The 15150-nt window shown below is 71.8% G+C and carries 11 protein-coding genes; 3 read left to right on the top strand and 8 right to left on the bottom strand.

What is annotated here, in order from left to right; all coding sequences use genetic code 11:
• Positions 1–19 precede the first annotated feature (19 nt).
• From BM290_RS24955 to BM290_RS24935, 5 genes are all read right to left on the bottom strand, one after another.
• On the bottom strand, positions 20–925 hold the full coding sequence (locus BM290_RS24955) for an SDR family NAD(P)-dependent oxidoreductase (protein ID WP_093618076.1): 906 nt from the start codon (positions 923–925) through the stop codon (positions 20–22).
• Positions 926–998: 73 nt separating this feature from the next.
• Positions 999–1568 carry a TetR/AcrR family transcriptional regulator gene (locus BM290_RS24950; protein ID WP_093618074.1) on the bottom strand — a complete coding sequence of 190 codons (570 nt, stop codon included), beginning with the start codon at positions 1566–1568 and terminating at the stop codon, positions 999–1001.
• A 102-nt stretch (positions 1569–1670) separates the two neighbouring features.
• Complete coding sequence (locus BM290_RS24945) at positions 1671–2039, bottom strand: hypothetical protein (protein WP_093618072.1); 369 nt, start codon at positions 2037–2039, stop codon at positions 1671–1673.
• A gap of 292 nt (positions 2040–2331) precedes the next feature.
• Positions 2332–2853, bottom strand: a complete 522-nt coding sequence (locus BM290_RS24940; RefSeq protein ID WP_177319888.1) for a GNAT family N-acetyltransferase — start codon at positions 2851–2853, stop codon at positions 2332–2334.
• Between the two features lie 255 nt (positions 2854–3108).
• On the bottom strand, positions 3109–3795 hold the full coding sequence (locus BM290_RS24935) for an SDR family oxidoreductase (protein WP_093618070.1): 687 nt from the start codon (positions 3793–3795) through the stop codon (positions 3109–3111).
• A 77-nt stretch (positions 3796–3872) separates the two neighbouring features.
• Here BM290_RS24935 and BM290_RS24930 point away from each other — a divergent pair, with 77 nt between their 5' ends.
• The 3 genes from BM290_RS24930 (at position 3873) to BM290_RS24920 (ending at position 5646) form a co-directional block, all read left to right on the top strand.
• Positions 3873–4445: a TetR/AcrR family transcriptional regulator gene (locus BM290_RS24930; protein WP_093618068.1), complete on the top strand. Its 573-nt coding sequence runs from the start codon at positions 3873–3875 to the stop codon at positions 4443–4445.
• Positions 4446–4563: 118 nt separating this feature from the next.
• Entirely contained in the window at positions 4564–4950 is a 387-nt protein-coding gene (locus BM290_RS24925) for a hypothetical protein (RefSeq protein WP_143133932.1), read from the top strand.
• 39 nt (positions 4951–4989) lie between these two features.
• On the top strand, positions 4990–5646 hold the full coding sequence (locus BM290_RS24920; RefSeq protein ID WP_093618064.1) for a hypothetical protein: 657 nt from the start codon (positions 4990–4992) through the stop codon (positions 5644–5646).
• Between the two features lie 62 nt (positions 5647–5708).
• Here the strand turns inward: BM290_RS24920 and BM290_RS24915 are convergent, their stop codons facing one another.
• The 3 genes from BM290_RS24915 to BM290_RS24910 all read right to left on the bottom strand — a co-directional run bounded on the left by BM290_RS24915 (position 5709) and on the right by BM290_RS24910 (position 15067).
• The gene (locus tag BM290_RS24915) at positions 5709–11867 is read right to left on the bottom strand and encodes a S8 family serine peptidase (RefSeq protein WP_093618062.1); all 6159 of its coding nucleotides are present in this window, start codon (positions 11865–11867) and stop codon (positions 5709–5711) included.
• A gap of 14 nt (positions 11868–11881) precedes the next feature.
• A complete protein-coding gene (locus BM290_RS48585) occupies positions 11882–12025 on the bottom strand; it encodes a hypothetical protein (protein ID WP_177319887.1) in 144 nt (47 codons plus the stop codon).
• A 99-nt stretch (positions 12026–12124) separates the two neighbouring features.
• The gene (locus tag BM290_RS24910; RefSeq protein WP_093618060.1) at positions 12125–15067 is read right to left on the bottom strand and encodes an ATP-binding protein; all 2943 of its coding nucleotides are present in this window, start codon (positions 15065–15067) and stop codon (positions 12125–12127) included.
• Positions 15068–15150: the final 83 nt, after the last annotated feature.

Raw genomic sequence — 15150 nt, 5'->3', positions numbered from 1 at the left:
GATCCGGCCGTACCGCCGGTCATGCGGGGTCGACGCCGGTGAGTTCGGCGGACCGTGACCACAGGCGGGCGGCGAGATCGCGATCGGTGGCGGCCCCGGTGAGCGTCTCGGCGGTCGGCCGCGCCCGGCGCAGCGGGCGGCCGGGCCCGATGTGCCGGCCGGTGGGCGCCGCGGGCTCGGTCGCCGCGTAGAGGATCGGCGCGACCGCGTCGTCGATCGGCCGGCGGAACAGCGTGCCCATGACCGCGGCGACCGTGCGGGCCGAGGCCGGCGCGTCACGATCCAGAGCGGTCCTGGTCATGCCGGGATGGGCCAGCAGACTGCGCACCGGCGACCCGGAGGCCCGCAGCCTGCGGTCGAGTTCCACCGCGAACAGCACGTTGGCGAGCTTCGAGGTGGCGTAGGCGCGGCCGGGCGAGTAGCGGCGCTCGGCGGCCACATCGTCGAGGTCGAGACGGCCCAGCCGGTACAGGCTCGACCCGACGGTCACCACGGCCGGGTCGATTCCCGCGGCCAGCCGGCCGAGGAGCAGGCCGGTCAGGGCGAAGTGCCCGAGGTGGTTGGTCGCCAGCTGGCTCTCCACGCCCTCGGCGCTGAGCCGTCGCGGCACCGTGCCGATGCCGGCGTTGTTGATCAGCACGTCGACGGGTGTTCCGTCGGCCTCGATCTCGGCGGCGAACCGGCGCACGCTGCCGAGATCGAACAGGTCCAGCCGGCGTACGGCGAGGTCGGCCTTCACGGCGCCGGCGCGCAACAGGTCGCGCACCCGATGGCCCTTGGCGGTGTCGCGGACGGCCATGACCACCCGGCCGCCGGCGGCGGCGAGATGACGGGTGATCGCCAGGCCGAGGCCGCTGCTGGCGCCGGTGACGACGAACGTGCGGCCGGTCTGGTCGCCGAGCTTCCACGAGACGGCACGGGACATGACTTCCTCCAAGCGGATAGGTAATCCGATTAGACTCCGTGCAGAAACGGATTGTCAATCCGCTTAGGTGGCCTCAGGCCGGGCCGGGAGCGCGAACTCCCTGGAGCAGGGCTCGCAGATAGGCGTCCAGCCGGGCGCCCGGGTCGGGGGAGAGGCCGAGGGCGAAGACGACGCCGCACGCGAGGTGGTGCAGATCGTCGTCGGTGAGGTCGGCGCGAAGGACGCCCGCGTCACGGGCCCGGTCCGTCACGGTCCTGGCGAGCGCGGCGAACTCGACCCGGAGCGCCGTCGTCTCCGGCAGCGCGTCATCAGCCCGGTCGGCGGCGATGACCTCGGCGAACGCCGCGTCGGCCAGCTGCCGGACCAGCAGCCCGCGCAGAAGGGCCGCCACCGCGCCCCACGCGTCGTCGTGCGAGGCGGCGGCGCGCGCATCCGCCACGACGCCGGCGAACGCCGGAGCGGCCAGCGCCTCCAGCAGCGCCCGGCGGGTGGGGAAGTGCCGGTAGGCGGTGCCGACGCCCATACCCGTACGCCGAGCGATCTCGTTGAGCTGCAGCGACAGATCACCCGACGCGACCGCCTGCCGAGCCGTCCCCAGAAGGATCTCCCGGTTGCGGACGGCATCGGCACGCTGCGGCGACATGATCCGATCCTAGCCAACCGGATTGACAGTCCGCTTGTCCGGAGGCGCCATCGGCGGCCGGTGGCGTCAGACCGTCGGCCGCCTCGGCGTCCTGCGCTCAGGTCACCAGTTGCCCGGCGATCTCGGCAGTGATCGCCTCGCTGGTGGCTGACAGCTCGGCCAGCAGTTTGCCGGCACGAGCGCTCCTCTCGACCCAGCCTCCCGCTTCTCGAAGAGCTGGACGGTCACCAGCGTGTTCTCGATCCGGGTCCCCTGCCAAAGCTGATCTCTGTCAGTCGGCGTCCCGTCGTCCCCGGCGTCGGCGACGACGTAGGCCGGACCGCTGGGCGTCGTGGATTCCGTCGCCTGAATCGCGTGTGAGGAGTCCTTCTTCGCCCTACCGGTGTCGTAGTCGCGGGCCCCGATGAAGGCGCGCTCGGCCGTCTGCTGGGCGGTGGCGGGATCCAGGAAGATCGTGACGGCGACGACCACCCAGGGCGCAGTGTCCGATGCCGGATGTCAGTCGCAGTCGATCCGTTCCAAGCCTCTCGTCGCCTTCGGGATCGGCGTGCGATTGCCGGCCCGGGAGCCGGTGAACCTTCGGAACTCCGCCGACCTGAGGACGGGGCACTCTCCGCTCAGGCCGGTTTAGTGGACCGACGGAACGGATGGCGTCGGCGACACGGCCGCCGGGCCGGGCTGCTCCACGGTTGCGCAGCCGGCAAGCACGGTCAGCGCCACGCCGACCCATGGGGCCGTCCATGATCGACTCACCGGACGGGCTCTACGGGACAGCTGACGGTCGCCCGGTGTCGGTCGGGGGTGTGGTGAGGAGGTAGTGGCGGAGCCTCACGGGTCTGCCATCGGGTGTGGTCCAGCCGGCGTCCGTGGTGTGGGAGTGCCGCCAACCGGTGGCCTCGTAGAAGGCGACGGCAGCCGAGCGGCTTTCGTCGGTGACGTTCAGCGTCAGGTCGTGCTGGTGGTCGGCGGCCCAGGCTCGGGCGTGGTCGACGAGCGAGCGGGCAAGGGACCGGCGGCGAGCGGCAGGAGCGACGAAAAGGCGGGACAACTCGATCTGACGGGCCGGCGCACCCTCGGCAAGGCGGTGAACCGCGACGTGGCCGTCGACGCTCCCCTCCGGTCCCTCGGCGATCCACGCCTGAATCAACCGGGACGGGTTGAGCCAGCAGCGCGGATCAGACGGCCAGTTCAACGGGTAGGCGTCGGCGTCGTGCACCGCGCGAAGGGTGTGCACACATCGATCCAGATCGGAGACCTGCCGGATCCGAATCATCGGCTTTGGCATCAGCCCATTGTCCGCATCCGGTGCCCGGGTACGGCCGTGCCGTCGCCTCATCACCGACGCGGGCACCTATCCGCGGCTGAGCAGCCACTACGGCTCGCCGTGCTCCCCGCCCTCGTTCAGCGAGCCACCGATGCCGACGGCCATGCCTGAGCAGTGGAACGGCAGAGGCGGGCTGCGTACCGGCGCCGCACCGCCCACCCGGTCCCCGTGGCGGGCTCGGCGGGCGGCTGCTGCGGCTGACCGGAGGACCTGGTGCTACTGGGCGAGCACACCGCCGTCGACGTAGAGGTCGTGGGCGTTCATGGCGCCGTTGTCGAGGAGGAAGTCGGTGGCGTCGGCGACCTCGTCCATGGTGATGAGGCGGCCGATCGGGGTGCGGGCCGCCATGTGGCCGAGGTCGGTGCCCGCCCAGCGGGGGCTGTCGGCGACCAGGGCCGGGTGCAGGGCGTTGACGCGGTGCGGGGCGAGCTCCACGGCCAGGGTCTTGATCAGGCCGGTGATCGCGCTGTTGAACGTGGTGATCATGGTGGAGCCGGGGTAGGGCCGTTCCTTGGCCAGGCCGCCGAAGATCACCACCGAGGCGTACGGGGTGAAGCGGTCCCGCAGGACACGGATCGTCTCGGTGTACCCGACGAGTTTCGTGGTCACCGCGACCACGGCCTCCTCGACGTCGAAGTCCTTGAGGGTGCTGGGCTTCTGGAAGGCGGCGGTGATCACCAGGCGGTCGACGCTCTCGACGGTCTTCAGCGAGTCGGCGATGGTCTGCGGCCGGGCGAGGTCGACGGCGATGCCGGTGACGTTCGCGCCCAGCTCCCGCGCTGCCGTCCGGGCCTTCTCCGCGTCACGGCCGGCGATGATCACGGTGTCGCCGCGGCCGGCGTGGCGTGCGGCGATGAACCGGCCGAGGCCGGCGGTGCCACCGATGACGACTGACGTACCCATGTGCGGCTCCTCAGGTTGTTGACCACGTGGTCATCAAGACTGTAACCACGTTAATGACCACGTGGTAATTTGGGGGCGTGAGCCGTCGACCACAGCGCCGGGACCCCGAGGGGCACCGCCTCGACATCCTCAGCGCCGCGCAGGAGTGCTTCGGTGAGAAGGGCTTCGCCCGCGCCACGGTGCGCGACATCGCCGCCCGGGCGGGTGTGACGCACGGCCTGGTGCTGCGCCAGTTCGGCACCAAGGAGCAGCTGTTCCTGGCCGCGGTGCCGGGCCATCGTGAGCTCGATCAGACGATCGCGGGTGATCGCGAGACGCTGCCGGAGCGGGTGGCGCAGGCCTTCGTCGAGCGGATGGAGCGCAACGCGGCCGGTGACCCGCTGGTCGTGCTGCTGCGCAGCATGGCCTCCGATCAGAACGTGACGGCGGGCCTGCTGGAGGCGATGGTCGCCAACAGCATCGAGGCGTACGGGGAGGTCCTCGGCGACACGGTGGACGACGTCCCGGCCCGGGTGGCGATGCTGGGCGCCCAGCTGATCGGCATCACCGTCGTGCGCTACATCGCCCCGACCGGGGTCCTGGCCCGGATGCCCGCCGACGACCTGGCCCGCCACCTGGGCCGGGTGCTGCGCCAGATCCTGTTCGCCTGAGCGTCCGTGGGGCCGGGCTCACCGGATGCCCGGCGGCTGGACCCGGCGGCCACGATGGAACGGCATGGAACGCCTCTTCGGTGAACACCGCAACCGTGCGGCACAGAAGGGGAATGACATGCACCGCTCCAACAGGACGATGCCGGGTCTCGCCGCGGCTGCCCTGGCCGTCGGCGCCGGCCTCGCGGCCGTCGTCGGTGTCGCCGGCCCGGCGCAGGCGGCGAGCTGCCACCTGGACTTCGAACGGCCCAGCACCAAGGTCTACCGGATCCTGGTGAGCTGTACCGGGGGGAGCCCGGGCACCGTTTCGCTGTACGCCGAGGACTGGCCGTTCGACCAGTTCATCGCGAACTTCCTGCCCGGCCAGCTCGTCGACCAGGGAACGCTGGACGAGGACGACTCCCCGTTCAACCGTGAGGACGAGATCTACGCCAAGGTCGCGGTGCGTGAGCCCAACGGCAACGTCGTCTCCGTCCGGACGAACACCGTCAGCCGCAACTTCTGAGAACGCGGATCATCGACCGAGACAAGGGGAACATCCGTTATGGACCGACGGAAACTGATCGTCGGCGGGGGCGCCGCCGCGCTGGCCGCCGTGACTGCGGCCACCATCCTGCCGGCCGGGGCGTCGGCCGCCGCCGACACGGCGACCACCCAGCACGCCCGCCGTGTGCTGAACCTCGTCGACGCCGACCTGGGCGCGGTCGACCTCGACGGCGCCACCCGGCTGTTCAAGGCCGGCCTGACCGGCTATCTCGCGTCCGCTCCCCGTGACCCGGACGCGGACGACCTGCTCGCCTGGCTCAAGACCCGGATCAAGAACCTGACCGGCACCGACTCGATCGAGGCCGCCGTCAAGCAGATCCCGGAGACCCGTACGCTGCTGGCCTTCGCCTTTCTGCACTACACCCAGAGTCAGAGCCGTCCGCAGCCGAAGATCGCCCGCAGCATGCCCGTGCCGGCGGTGCTGGCGAACCTGGAACCCGGCTTCCTGCCCGAACTCCTGCGCCAGGTGCAGGCCAAGGCCAGGACGTCGCCGTCGTTCGCCGACGCGCTGCAGATCAGCTCGGACCACGTCGCCCAGCTCATCGTGGCGGACGACGCTCCCGGCGGGCCGGGGCCGGGTCACCCCACCGACGAGGACCTCCTGAACTTCCTGCTGGTCACGACCGTGGTGGTCATCATCATCGTCACCAAGTAGCAACGATCAGGGCCTCCCCGGCGACTGCGCCGGGGAGGCCCTGACCTTTTCGGGGGGCCGGATCAGAGTCTCGGATCCTCCTGCACCTTCAGGGCGTTGAGGATCGGGTCGGCCTCACCCTTCTCCCGGGTGAACACGATCGTCAGGTCACCACCGGTGTGCTCGACGGTGACCGTGTTCGTGTCCGCGGTCAGCGCGCCCACTCTCGCCTGCACGTCATGGTCGTAGAGCACGACCTTGCCGTCGGCGAGCACATCGAAGGCACGCTTGCCGGCCTTGACCTTCTCGATCTCGGCGAAGTCGAGGCCGATCCGGTACGTCCCGGCCGGGGCGTCGCGGAACACGTAGCGGAACGTCTCGCCGGTGCGCTGGGTACGGAACAGCGCGTCGTCCCTGGTACCGGCGATGTCGGCCCTCGTGGTGCTCACCTTCCCGCCGACGTGGCCCCAGGACTTCGAGCCGAGCGCCTGGTCGGGCGAGAAGAACCCGGCGGGACCCACGTACCCCGGACCGCCCGCGTCGACGGCCTTCGTGTACGCCGACGTCGCCAGGCGCACCGGCTTGCGCTGGGTGTCGCCCTTGCCCGCGGTCGACGTCACGAGCAGGTCCCCGGTGAGCACGCCGGGTGCCACGCCGGTGTTGTCGGCCGTCACCGTGACGGTGGTGGACCTGCCGGCCGCCAGCGTGACAGTGCCGGTCGCGGCCGCACCCGTGAGCGACAGCCACGCCATTTCGCTCGCCTCGCCGACGTGTACCTCCAGCGGGGCGGAGCCGCTGTTGGTCACGGTCACGTCAGCCGTCGCCCGGCGGTCCTTGTCGAGCAGCCAGTCGAGGCTCCCCGTGGTGACCGTGGCGACGCCGGTGGTCAGTGCGGTGTCCCGTACCTCCGCCTGGTCCTTGGTGGCGATGGTGACCGGACGGCTCGCGGTGACGTAGTGGGGCGCCGCAACCTGCACGGTGTTCGCACCGACCAGCGCCTGAGCCTTCCACCGGCCCTTCACGTCGGTCGAGATGACCCGATCACCCGCCGGCCCGGTGAGCGTGACGATCGCGCCCTCGATCGGCTTGCCGTCGTTGGCGTCGGTGACCGTGCCCTCGATCGTGCCCGCCGCCGGAAGGGTGTACTCCAGGCCCAGGCCGGCCTTGAGGACGGGCTGGTCGACGGAGTACTGGCCGGCCGGGTTGCGGTTCAGGCTCTCCACCCCGACCGTCGCCGACGACCCCCGGGTGAGCGGGTTGTCACCGCCGACACCGTCGCCGTAGCCGATCTGGATCCGCCCGTCGGCGATCAGCGTGACCGAGAAGCTGACCCGAGCCGTCCGGTCGCTGTAGAAGGTGACGTCGCGCCACTCGACGACCTGCGCCGCCACCCCGTCCACCCGGGTCGTGCCGAAGTAGATGCCCGCCTCGTCGTCGACGACGAGGTCGTCCCAGAACGGGTGGATCGCGTCGATCGGCGACGGCGACGGCAGCGCCGTGTTGCTCCCGGACGTGCTGGCACGGTCGAAGACGAGCGTGCCGTTCGTCGTCACGCACACCCCGTCCCAGGCGCCGTCGTAGAACGGCTGCAGGTAGCCGGCGTCGAACCACAGCACGCCGCACAGGTCGTCCCCGTGCCAGCCGGACTCCTGGGCGCCCTGCCGATAGAGCCCTTCGGAGACCTTCATCGAGTACGACCGGCCGGCCGGCGCCACCGGCACCGGTCCGGGATCCGGCTGTTCGGGCTGGGGCTCCGGCTCGGCCTCGTCACCGCGCGGGTCGAGCGTCACCCGCAGCGCGGCGATGCTCGGGGCCTGCAGGCCCTTCGAGCCGCGCAGTTCCACGGTCAGCGGGCCACCCTCGTGCTTCACCACCGCCCTGCGCCAGTCGGCGGCGTTCGGCCCCACGGCCGCGGCCGGATCGTACGCATAGTCGGTCAGCGTCCCGTCCACGAGCACGTCGAACACCCGCCGGCCCCGGCCGGCCCGGTCGATCTCGGCGAACCCGAGGTCGACCGCGTAGGTGCCCTTCGGCGCGTCCGGGAACCGGTAGAACAGCTGCTTGTCCGCCGTGGTCCGCTGCGACTGGAACAGGGCGTCGTCGGTCGTGCCCGCGATCGGCGACCTCGTGGTGGCGACCTTCGTCCTGCCCTCGTAGCCCCACGACTTCTTCCCGGCCGCCTGATCGGCCGACCAGGTGTAGCCGGTGCCGTCGGTGAGCTTCGCACCGCCCGCGTTCACGCCGACCTGGTACTTCGTGGTCGTGAGCGTGACCGGCACGTAGCTCTTCGACTGGCGTCCCGAGTTGGACCGGACCACGATGTTCGCGCCCCGTACGCCCGGCTCGGCGCCCTTCGCGGAGATCGACACCTTGACCGTCGCCGACTGGCCGGGGGCCAGCGTGCCGCCGGTCGAGGAGAGCGACAGCCACGGCAGGTCGGTGAGCAGGTCGTCCTCGACGTCGACGAGCACGACGTCGTCGGCGATCTGGTCGGCCGCCCACAGCGCGCCGGTCGCGTCGGTCTCCAGGCCACCGCCCTGGCCCGCCTTCTGGCCCGGGAACCACCAGGCGTTCACCAGCGAACAGTCGACCGGGTCGACCTGCAGCAGCCGGGTGGGCCGGTTCGAGGTGAGATCGGTGTACCAGATGGTGTCCGACGCCTGGTTGTAGGCCAGGCCCATCACCTCGGGCAGCGGCGGGGCACAGAACGACAGCAGCGCGCCCGGGTTGTCGTGCGACGTGCCGGCGACGGTCCCGATCATGCCGTTGCGCCGGCCGCCGACGTAGAAGACGTCCTGCTTCGGGTTGTACGCCAGACCGGTCAGCTGCAGCGTCGACCAGTCACCCTTGATCTGCCTCGTCTCCTTGCCGGTGGCCCGGTCGAAGCAGTGGATGTAGCTGGCCGGGCTGTCCTCCATCTGGCACATGTCGCCGGTCCGGGTGTCCAGGGCCATGTCGAACGCCCGGTACGCGGGGTTCCACGACGCGTCGAACACCTTCCCGGTCTTCTTGCCGGTGACCGTGTAGGCGGTGTTGGTCCGCTTGTCGTAGTCGTGGATCCACACGTCGCCGTCGTAGCCGATGCCGGACGGCTCCTTCTCCGCGATCGTGCCCGGGATCGAGATCCGGGTGATCACCTCGCCGCCGGAGGTCGCGCCGACCTTGGCCGACGCCTGCGCCGCGGTGACACCGGAAGCGCCGCTCGACGTGGCGGGCCTGCCGTCGACGTCCGACGGCTTCATCCCGCTCGCGCCGGCCTTCCACGCGGCCAGGTCGATCGTGCTGGCCGCGCCCGTCCCGGTGCGCGCGGTGGCGCCGGCGGCGTCGAGCTCGGGATGCCGGGCGGCCTCACCCAGGCTGTACGTCAGCGGCGCCGAACCGTTGTTGGTCAGGGTCAGCGAGCCCACCCCGTTCTGGCCGGCGCCCAGCAGCGCGTCCAGCCCCTCGGTCTTCTGCCCGGCGGCGCCGGTGGTCAGCCGGGCGTCGATCCGGGCCTTCGCATAGAGATCCTTCAACGAGAAGGGGTACGCCGCGGTCGTGTAGTTCGGCGCCTCGACCGTCATCGTGTACTCGCCCACCGGAAGCTGCCGGTGCACGATGCCCGTGCCGTTGGTCGTGACGGCCTCCACCAGCCCGTCCCTGGTGCTGAAGGAGACCTTCGCGCCGGCGACCGGCAGCCCGTCGTTCCGGTCGGCGACGGTCGCGTCGAGATACCCGAAGTCCGGCAGGTCGTAGGTGACGATCATGCCGTCGCGCAGCACCGGGGCGTGGTCGGAGAACCGGATGCCGTCGACGCCCGCCCAGCCCTGGATGCCGGTGACCGCGTGCACGCCGGCGGTCACCGGGTCGTCGGAGCCGATGCCGTCGCCGTACCCGAAGATCACCGTGCCGGACCGGGTGAGCGTGGCCGAGAAGTTCACCGGCGCGGTGTACTCCGTCCGGCTCGGATAGGCCCAGATCCTGGCGTTGCGGTACTCGATGACGAACGCGTCCTCACCGTCGACCTTGGTCGCCGCGGTGAAGACACCACCGCCGGGGGCGAACTCGACCGGGCTCTCCACGTACAACGGGAAGATGCCCGCGCCGCCGTAGCCGGGCCCGGTGCTGCCGTCCGGGGCGATCACCCCGCGCAGTCCGATGCCGAGGGTGTCGTGGCTGCCGTTGTAGAGCGCGATCGGGAACGGCAGCTTCACCGTGGTCCACACCCCGCTGGTGAACGTGACCGGGTCGGTGCCGCGCAGGTGCTCGCCCTCGGTCACGGCGCAGCGGTAGCCGCCCTTGTCGACGACGAGCCCGACCGCGATCTCCGACGGCTGGTTCTGCGCGCCGACGGTCAGCGGAACCGTCGTGGGGGAGAAGCAGGCGTTGGGCTCGACGGACAGGCCGTAGGCGCCCTCCGGGACAGCGGCGATCGTGAACGCGCCGTCGGCGCCGGTGCGTACCGGCTTGAGCGGCGTTCCCTGCAGCGACACGTCGGCGTTCGCGACGGGTCGCTTCTGGCCGTCGACCACCCGGCCGCTGATGTCGTGCCGAGCGGCCGCGGTCAGCGGCAACGTGACCGCGGTGTCCTGACCGAGACCGATCGTGACGTCCGCGGTCGCCGTCAGGTAGCCGAAGACCTTGGTGCTGAGCTTGTAGTCACCGACCGGCAGGTTCGTGGTGAACCGGCCGTCGGCGCCGGTGCCGATCGACCTGCTGAACGGGCCGCTGATCGTCACCTCCGCGGCGGGGACCGGGGCGCCGCCGGCGGTGACCACACCGGTCAGGGTTCCGCCCTTGCGCGGGGCGAGCTCCAGCAGGCGTACGAGATCGAGCCGGCCCTCGCCGTACTTGTTGTTGATCTCCGCGGTGCCGCCGCACTCGGTGTCGTCGACGTCGACGGCCGACGCGCCCAGCAGCCGGCGGGTCTCGTCGACCTGCCCGATCAGGGTCGGGTCGTAGCTCCACAGCGCCGCCACGGCGCCCGCCACGTGCGGCGCCGCCATCGACGTGCCGGACATCTCCACGTAGCCGTTGTTCGGGTACGACGACCGCACCGCGTCGCCCGGCGCGGAGATCTCCGGCTTGATCCGGCCGCCCTCACCCTCACCCTTGCGGGAGAACGACGCCAGCGTGCCGTCCGGCGACAGAGCACCGACGGAGTACGCGCTGCCGGCGGCGCCCGGCGAGGAGACGGTGTCGCAGGCCGCGTACGGCGAGGTGTTGCCCGACGACCAGACACTGAAGATGCCCGCGGCGCTCCAGGCCTCGTCGATCGCCTGGAAGAATCCGTCGAAGTCGTGCTCGACGTTCTGCCCCCACGAGTTGTTGATCACGTGCGGCCGCTTCGACGGATCGGGGTTCTCGCCCCGCACGTCGGTCGGCGCGAGCAGCCACCAGCCGGACCGCAGCAGCGACTCGACACCGTTGCTCGCACAGCAGCCGTCCGTCGCGATCCACTGCGCGTCCGGCGCCACCCCGACGTGGTCGGTGCCGTCGAGACCGACCATGGTGCCCATGGTGTGCGTGCCGTGCCCGTTGTCGTCGCACGGCGCGCTCGCGCACGAGCCCCGCGTCGCCATCCAGTTGTAGTTGTGGTCGACGGTGCCGTCCGGCTTCGTACCCCGGTACTGCCTCTTCAGCGCGGGGTGGTCGAACTGCACACCCGAGTCGAGGTTCGACACCGTGATCCCGGCGCCGGTCGCGCCCATGGCCCACGCCTGCGGCGCGCGGATCTCCTCCAGGCCCCACGTGACAGTGCCGTCGTCGCCGGCGGCCTTCGGCGCGGCCGGCCGCGCGGACCGGTCGGCGGGGATCTTCTCCTCCACCGGCTCGACGAGCGCGACCTGCGGCGTCGCGTGGATCTCGGCGACCTGCACCCGAGCGGCCACGTCCAGCGCCAGCTTCTCGGTGCCGCCCTTGACCAGCACCGCGTTGGCGATCGGGTAGGAGGTGTACTTCACGCCGGCCCGGTCGAGCTCGGCGGACACCGACGCCACGGACTTCGTCGTCGCGGCGCTCAGCGCGTCGTAGACGAACCGCCCACGCGCGGTCCAGTCGGTGATCTTCTTCGCCGGCGCCAGGTCGGCGCCGGTCTCGAAGGTGATCCAGAAGTCGGCGGACGGCTGCGTCCGGAACCGGTCCTTCAGCGTCGGCGCGATCTTGCCGCCGGGATCCGGCTCCGCCGCGGACGCCGGCAGTTGCGGCAACAGGCTCAGGCCGACCACTGCGGCCAGCGTCGCCGCGAGGGCTGTGAATCTCATGGGGTCCCTTCCGCCTACAGGGGTTGGTAGGGGTCGTGGCTCTGGTGATCGGCGGCACCGGCGGCGTCGTGGGCGTCGGCGTCGTCGCGGGCGCTGTCGTGCGGCTCCCGCGACAGCTCGAGAGGGGACGGAGGCTCGGCGACGGAGTCGTCAGGCACGACAGGTCGCTCAGGCATGCATCGGCCCGGGGCTATGGATCATGCAGCCATGCTCGGGCTCGGCGAGGGACCTTAGCTATCAGGTGGATACGTCAAAATTCATGAGGCGTCCTCGTCGGCGAACACGCCGGCCTCCACCGCCTTGACCGCCAGCGCCGTCCGGGAGCTGACCTTCAGCTTGCGCATCGCCGCCCGCAACTGCTGGTCCACCGTGGCCGGCGACTTGGCCAGGATCCGGCTGATCTGCCGGTTCGTCTTGCCGGCCACCACCAGCTGCACCACGTCCAGCTCACGGGGCGACAGCTGGTCGCCGTACCCACGCCGGCCGCCACGCCACAACCGCGGCACCTCCGCGCCGTGCTCGCGCAGCCGCTGCGCCACCCGATCCGCGTCCCCGCGGGCGCCCAGCCGGAACAACTGCTCGTACTGCCCGGCCAGCAGCTCCCGGCCCGGCCCGCTCCGGCCCAGCGCGATCAGCGCCTCGGCCTGCCGCTCCCGCGCGCGCATCGCGTCGTACGGCCGCGGCAACGCGCTCCACGCCCGCGCCGCCCGATCGAACGCCGCCGCCGACCGGGAATGATCACCGGCCGCCTCGAACAGCAGGGCACGGCACACCGCGAGCGCGGCGCGAGGCGCGGGCGCTGTCCGGCCCCGCAGCCCCCTGGCGAACTGGTCGGTCAGACGCGCCGCGGCCGTCGCGTCACCGGCGGCGAGCAGCGCCTCGACCCGGGCCGGGACCAGGTCCGTCGCCCACACCCAGATGCCCTTGCGGCGTACCGTCTCGATCGGCTCGTTCGTGATCCGCACCGCCCGGCGGCCGTTGCCGTCGGCCAGCCACAACCGGGCCAGCGCCGCCGCGGCCTCCACCGTGTCATCGGCCGCGCCCAGCCGGGCGGACTCCTCCAGCACCAGCCGGAACTGCTCCTCCGCGACCCGCCGCCGCCCCGCCACGGCCGCCAGCCGGGCCGCGAGACGAATACTGCCCAGGTAGTGCGCCGGCCGATCCCGATCAGCGTCGGCGAGTGCCGCGCTCGTCTCCGCCAGACCATCCCACCGGCCGGTGTGCCACGCCAGGTTCGCCTGTTCGAGCCGCACGTTGTGCCGCAGCCGCGACGCCTGCTCCGCCTCGGCCAGGCGCATCGCCACCGCGAGATGCTGCTCCGCGTCGGCGTACCGGCCCCAGATCAGCGCCCCGGTCCCGACATTGACGTGGATGCGGGCCACATCCAGCCGCTCCGCCGTCGTCGCGCCGTCGGCCGGCAGGCCCGCGACGACCTCCCAGGCCTCCTCCTCACCCAGCATCAGCAGCGCCGCGGCCCGGTTCCCGGCCAGATTCAGCCGCTGCGCGGGGGAGTCGATCGCGGCGGTCAGTTCCGCGGCGCGATCCAGCCACCGCCGATGGGTCGAGGCGGGCCAGGGTCCGGCGTACGCCCAGCCGAGGTACGTCATCGCCCGGGCGGCCTCGACCGGATCGTGGTCCAGATTGGCCACGGCCTGCTCCAGCTCGCTGAGCGCGGCCTGCGCCTCGCCCCCGGTGATCAGTAACCGGCCCAGGGGATTGCGGATCTCGGCCTGTTCACGAGCCGACAGACCCGGGGTCTCCAGCACCGCGCGCAGCGTCCGGATCACCCGGTGATAGACCTCGTCGACCGGTTCCCGGCGCCCCAGCGCGGCGACCCCGGCGATCCGCGCCACCCGCGCCCGGTCCACCGGCGGCAGCACGGTCCACGACAGCAGATCGACGAGCAGGTCGACCGCCTTGGTGTGGTCACCGGACGCCATGGCCAGCTCGGCGCCCTGCTCGGCGTACCGCGCCCAGGACTGCGTCTCCCGCGCCTCGCGGAAGTGATGGGCCAGCCGCGCCACCGGCGGGGGTTGCCGGGCCTCCAGGGCCCGCCCGGCCAGCAGATGGAAGTGCCGGCGGTCGGTCAGCGGGATCGCCTCGTAGACGGCGGTCGCGGCCAGCACGTGCCGGAACCGCCACCGGCCACGGTCGTCACCGTCGAGCACGCCGGCGCCGGCCGCCTCCGCGATGGCGCCCCGGCACACCGCCGGGGACAGGCCGGCGGTCATCGCGATCGTCTCCACCGGGGAACGCTCCGCCAACGTGGCCGCCGCCCGCAACACCTGCTGCGCGGCCGGCGACAGACGGCCGACCCGCTCCCGGGTCGAGTCGCGCACCGTCGGCGGAACCTGCAGCTCCCGCAGCTTCAACCGCACCCACTGCCCGTCCCGGAAGACCAGGTCGGCGCGGTCGCACATGAGACGCACCGACTCCTCCAGGGCCAGCGGGACACCGCCGGTCCGGTCGTGCAGGAACGTCGTGAACTCCTGCGAGATCGGATTGCCGTCCAGCATCGACGACACCAGCGCCGCCGTGCCGTCCGGCCGCATCGGCGCCAGCGCGATCCGCAGCTGTGTCACCCCGGCCGGCAACCGGGACGTCAGCCGCAGCAGCAGCGACCCGTCGTCCACCTCCTCCGGCCGGTAGGAGATCACGACGCTGAGCCCGTCCGACTGCTGCCGGGAGATCACGAACAGCAGGAACTCCAGAGTCACCTCGTCGGCCCAGTGCGCGTCCTCCAGCACCAGCACCTCGACCCGCAGCGCCCGCAGCAGCTCGTCCAGCGCCCGGAACAGCCGGTGCCGGGCCGCCTTCGCATCGTCCAGCGGCGGCAACGCGGGCGGCAGCTGCGACGACCACTCCGGGAACAACGGCCGCAACGCGCCCGCCAGCTCGGTGAGCCGCACCCGCGGCACCGGCCCCGCGACCCCGAGGAACGCGTCGACGATCGGACCCAGCGTCAACGATTCACGCAGCGGAGGACACACCGACACCAGCGCGGTACGGTCGTCCGGCGCGGCCAGCCACTCCCGCAGCAGCCGGCTCTTGCCGATGCCGGCCTCGCCCTCCACGAGCACGATCGCCGGAGGCCGGTCCAGGGCGCCCCGCAGAGCTGCCAGCTCCCGATCGCGACCGACGAAACGCGGCGTGGAAACGAACGGCGTGGCCCCGTCGTCCTCAATCGAGGGATCGAGCATGCGAAATGATCTCGTTTACCGGCGCTCCGGCACAAGACCGGCCCACAGGTGGCCGAGATCACGGCCTCCTCGGGCGGCCGGCT

The sequence above is a fragment of the Actinoplanes philippinensis genome (assembly GCF_900113015.1).
In the GTDB taxonomy this organism is placed as follows: Bacteria; Actinomycetota; Actinomycetes; order Mycobacteriales; family Micromonosporaceae; genus Actinoplanes; species Actinoplanes philippinensis.
The sequence above is the reverse complement of the archived record's forward strand: the minus strand, read 5'-3'. Positions and strand labels throughout refer to the sequence as shown.

Excerpts from the sequence above, each read along its gene's own strand:
- BM290_RS24955 (WP_093618076.1), bottom strand. The coding sequence starts at position 925 with ATGTCCCGTGCCGTCTCGTGGAAGCTCGGCGACCAGACCGGCCGCACG.
- BM290_RS24950 (WP_093618074.1), bottom strand. The coding sequence starts at position 1,568 with ATGTCGCCGCAGCGTGCCGATGCCGTCCGCAACCGGGAGATCCTTCTG.
- BM290_RS24940 (WP_177319888.1), bottom strand. The coding sequence starts at position 2,853 with ATGCCAAAGCCGATGATTCGGATCCGGCAGGTCTCCGATCTGGATCGA.
- BM290_RS24935 (WP_093618070.1), bottom strand. The coding sequence starts at position 3,795 with ATGGGTACGTCAGTCGTCATCGGTGGCACCGCCGGCCTCGGCCGGTTC.
- BM290_RS24925 (WP_143133932.1), top strand. The coding sequence starts at position 4,564 with ATGCACCGCTCCAACAGGACGATGCCGGGTCTCGCCGCGGCTGCCCTG.
- BM290_RS24920 (WP_093618064.1), top strand. The coding sequence starts at position 4,990 with ATGGACCGACGGAAACTGATCGTCGGCGGGGGCGCCGCCGCGCTGGCC.
- BM290_RS24915 (WP_093618062.1), bottom strand. The coding sequence starts at position 11,867 with ATGAGATTCACAGCCCTCGCGGCGACGCTGGCCGCAGTGGTCGGCCTG.
- BM290_RS24910 (WP_093618060.1), bottom strand. The coding sequence starts at position 15,067 with ATGCTCGATCCCTCGATTGAGGACGACGGGGCCACGCCGTTCGTTTCC.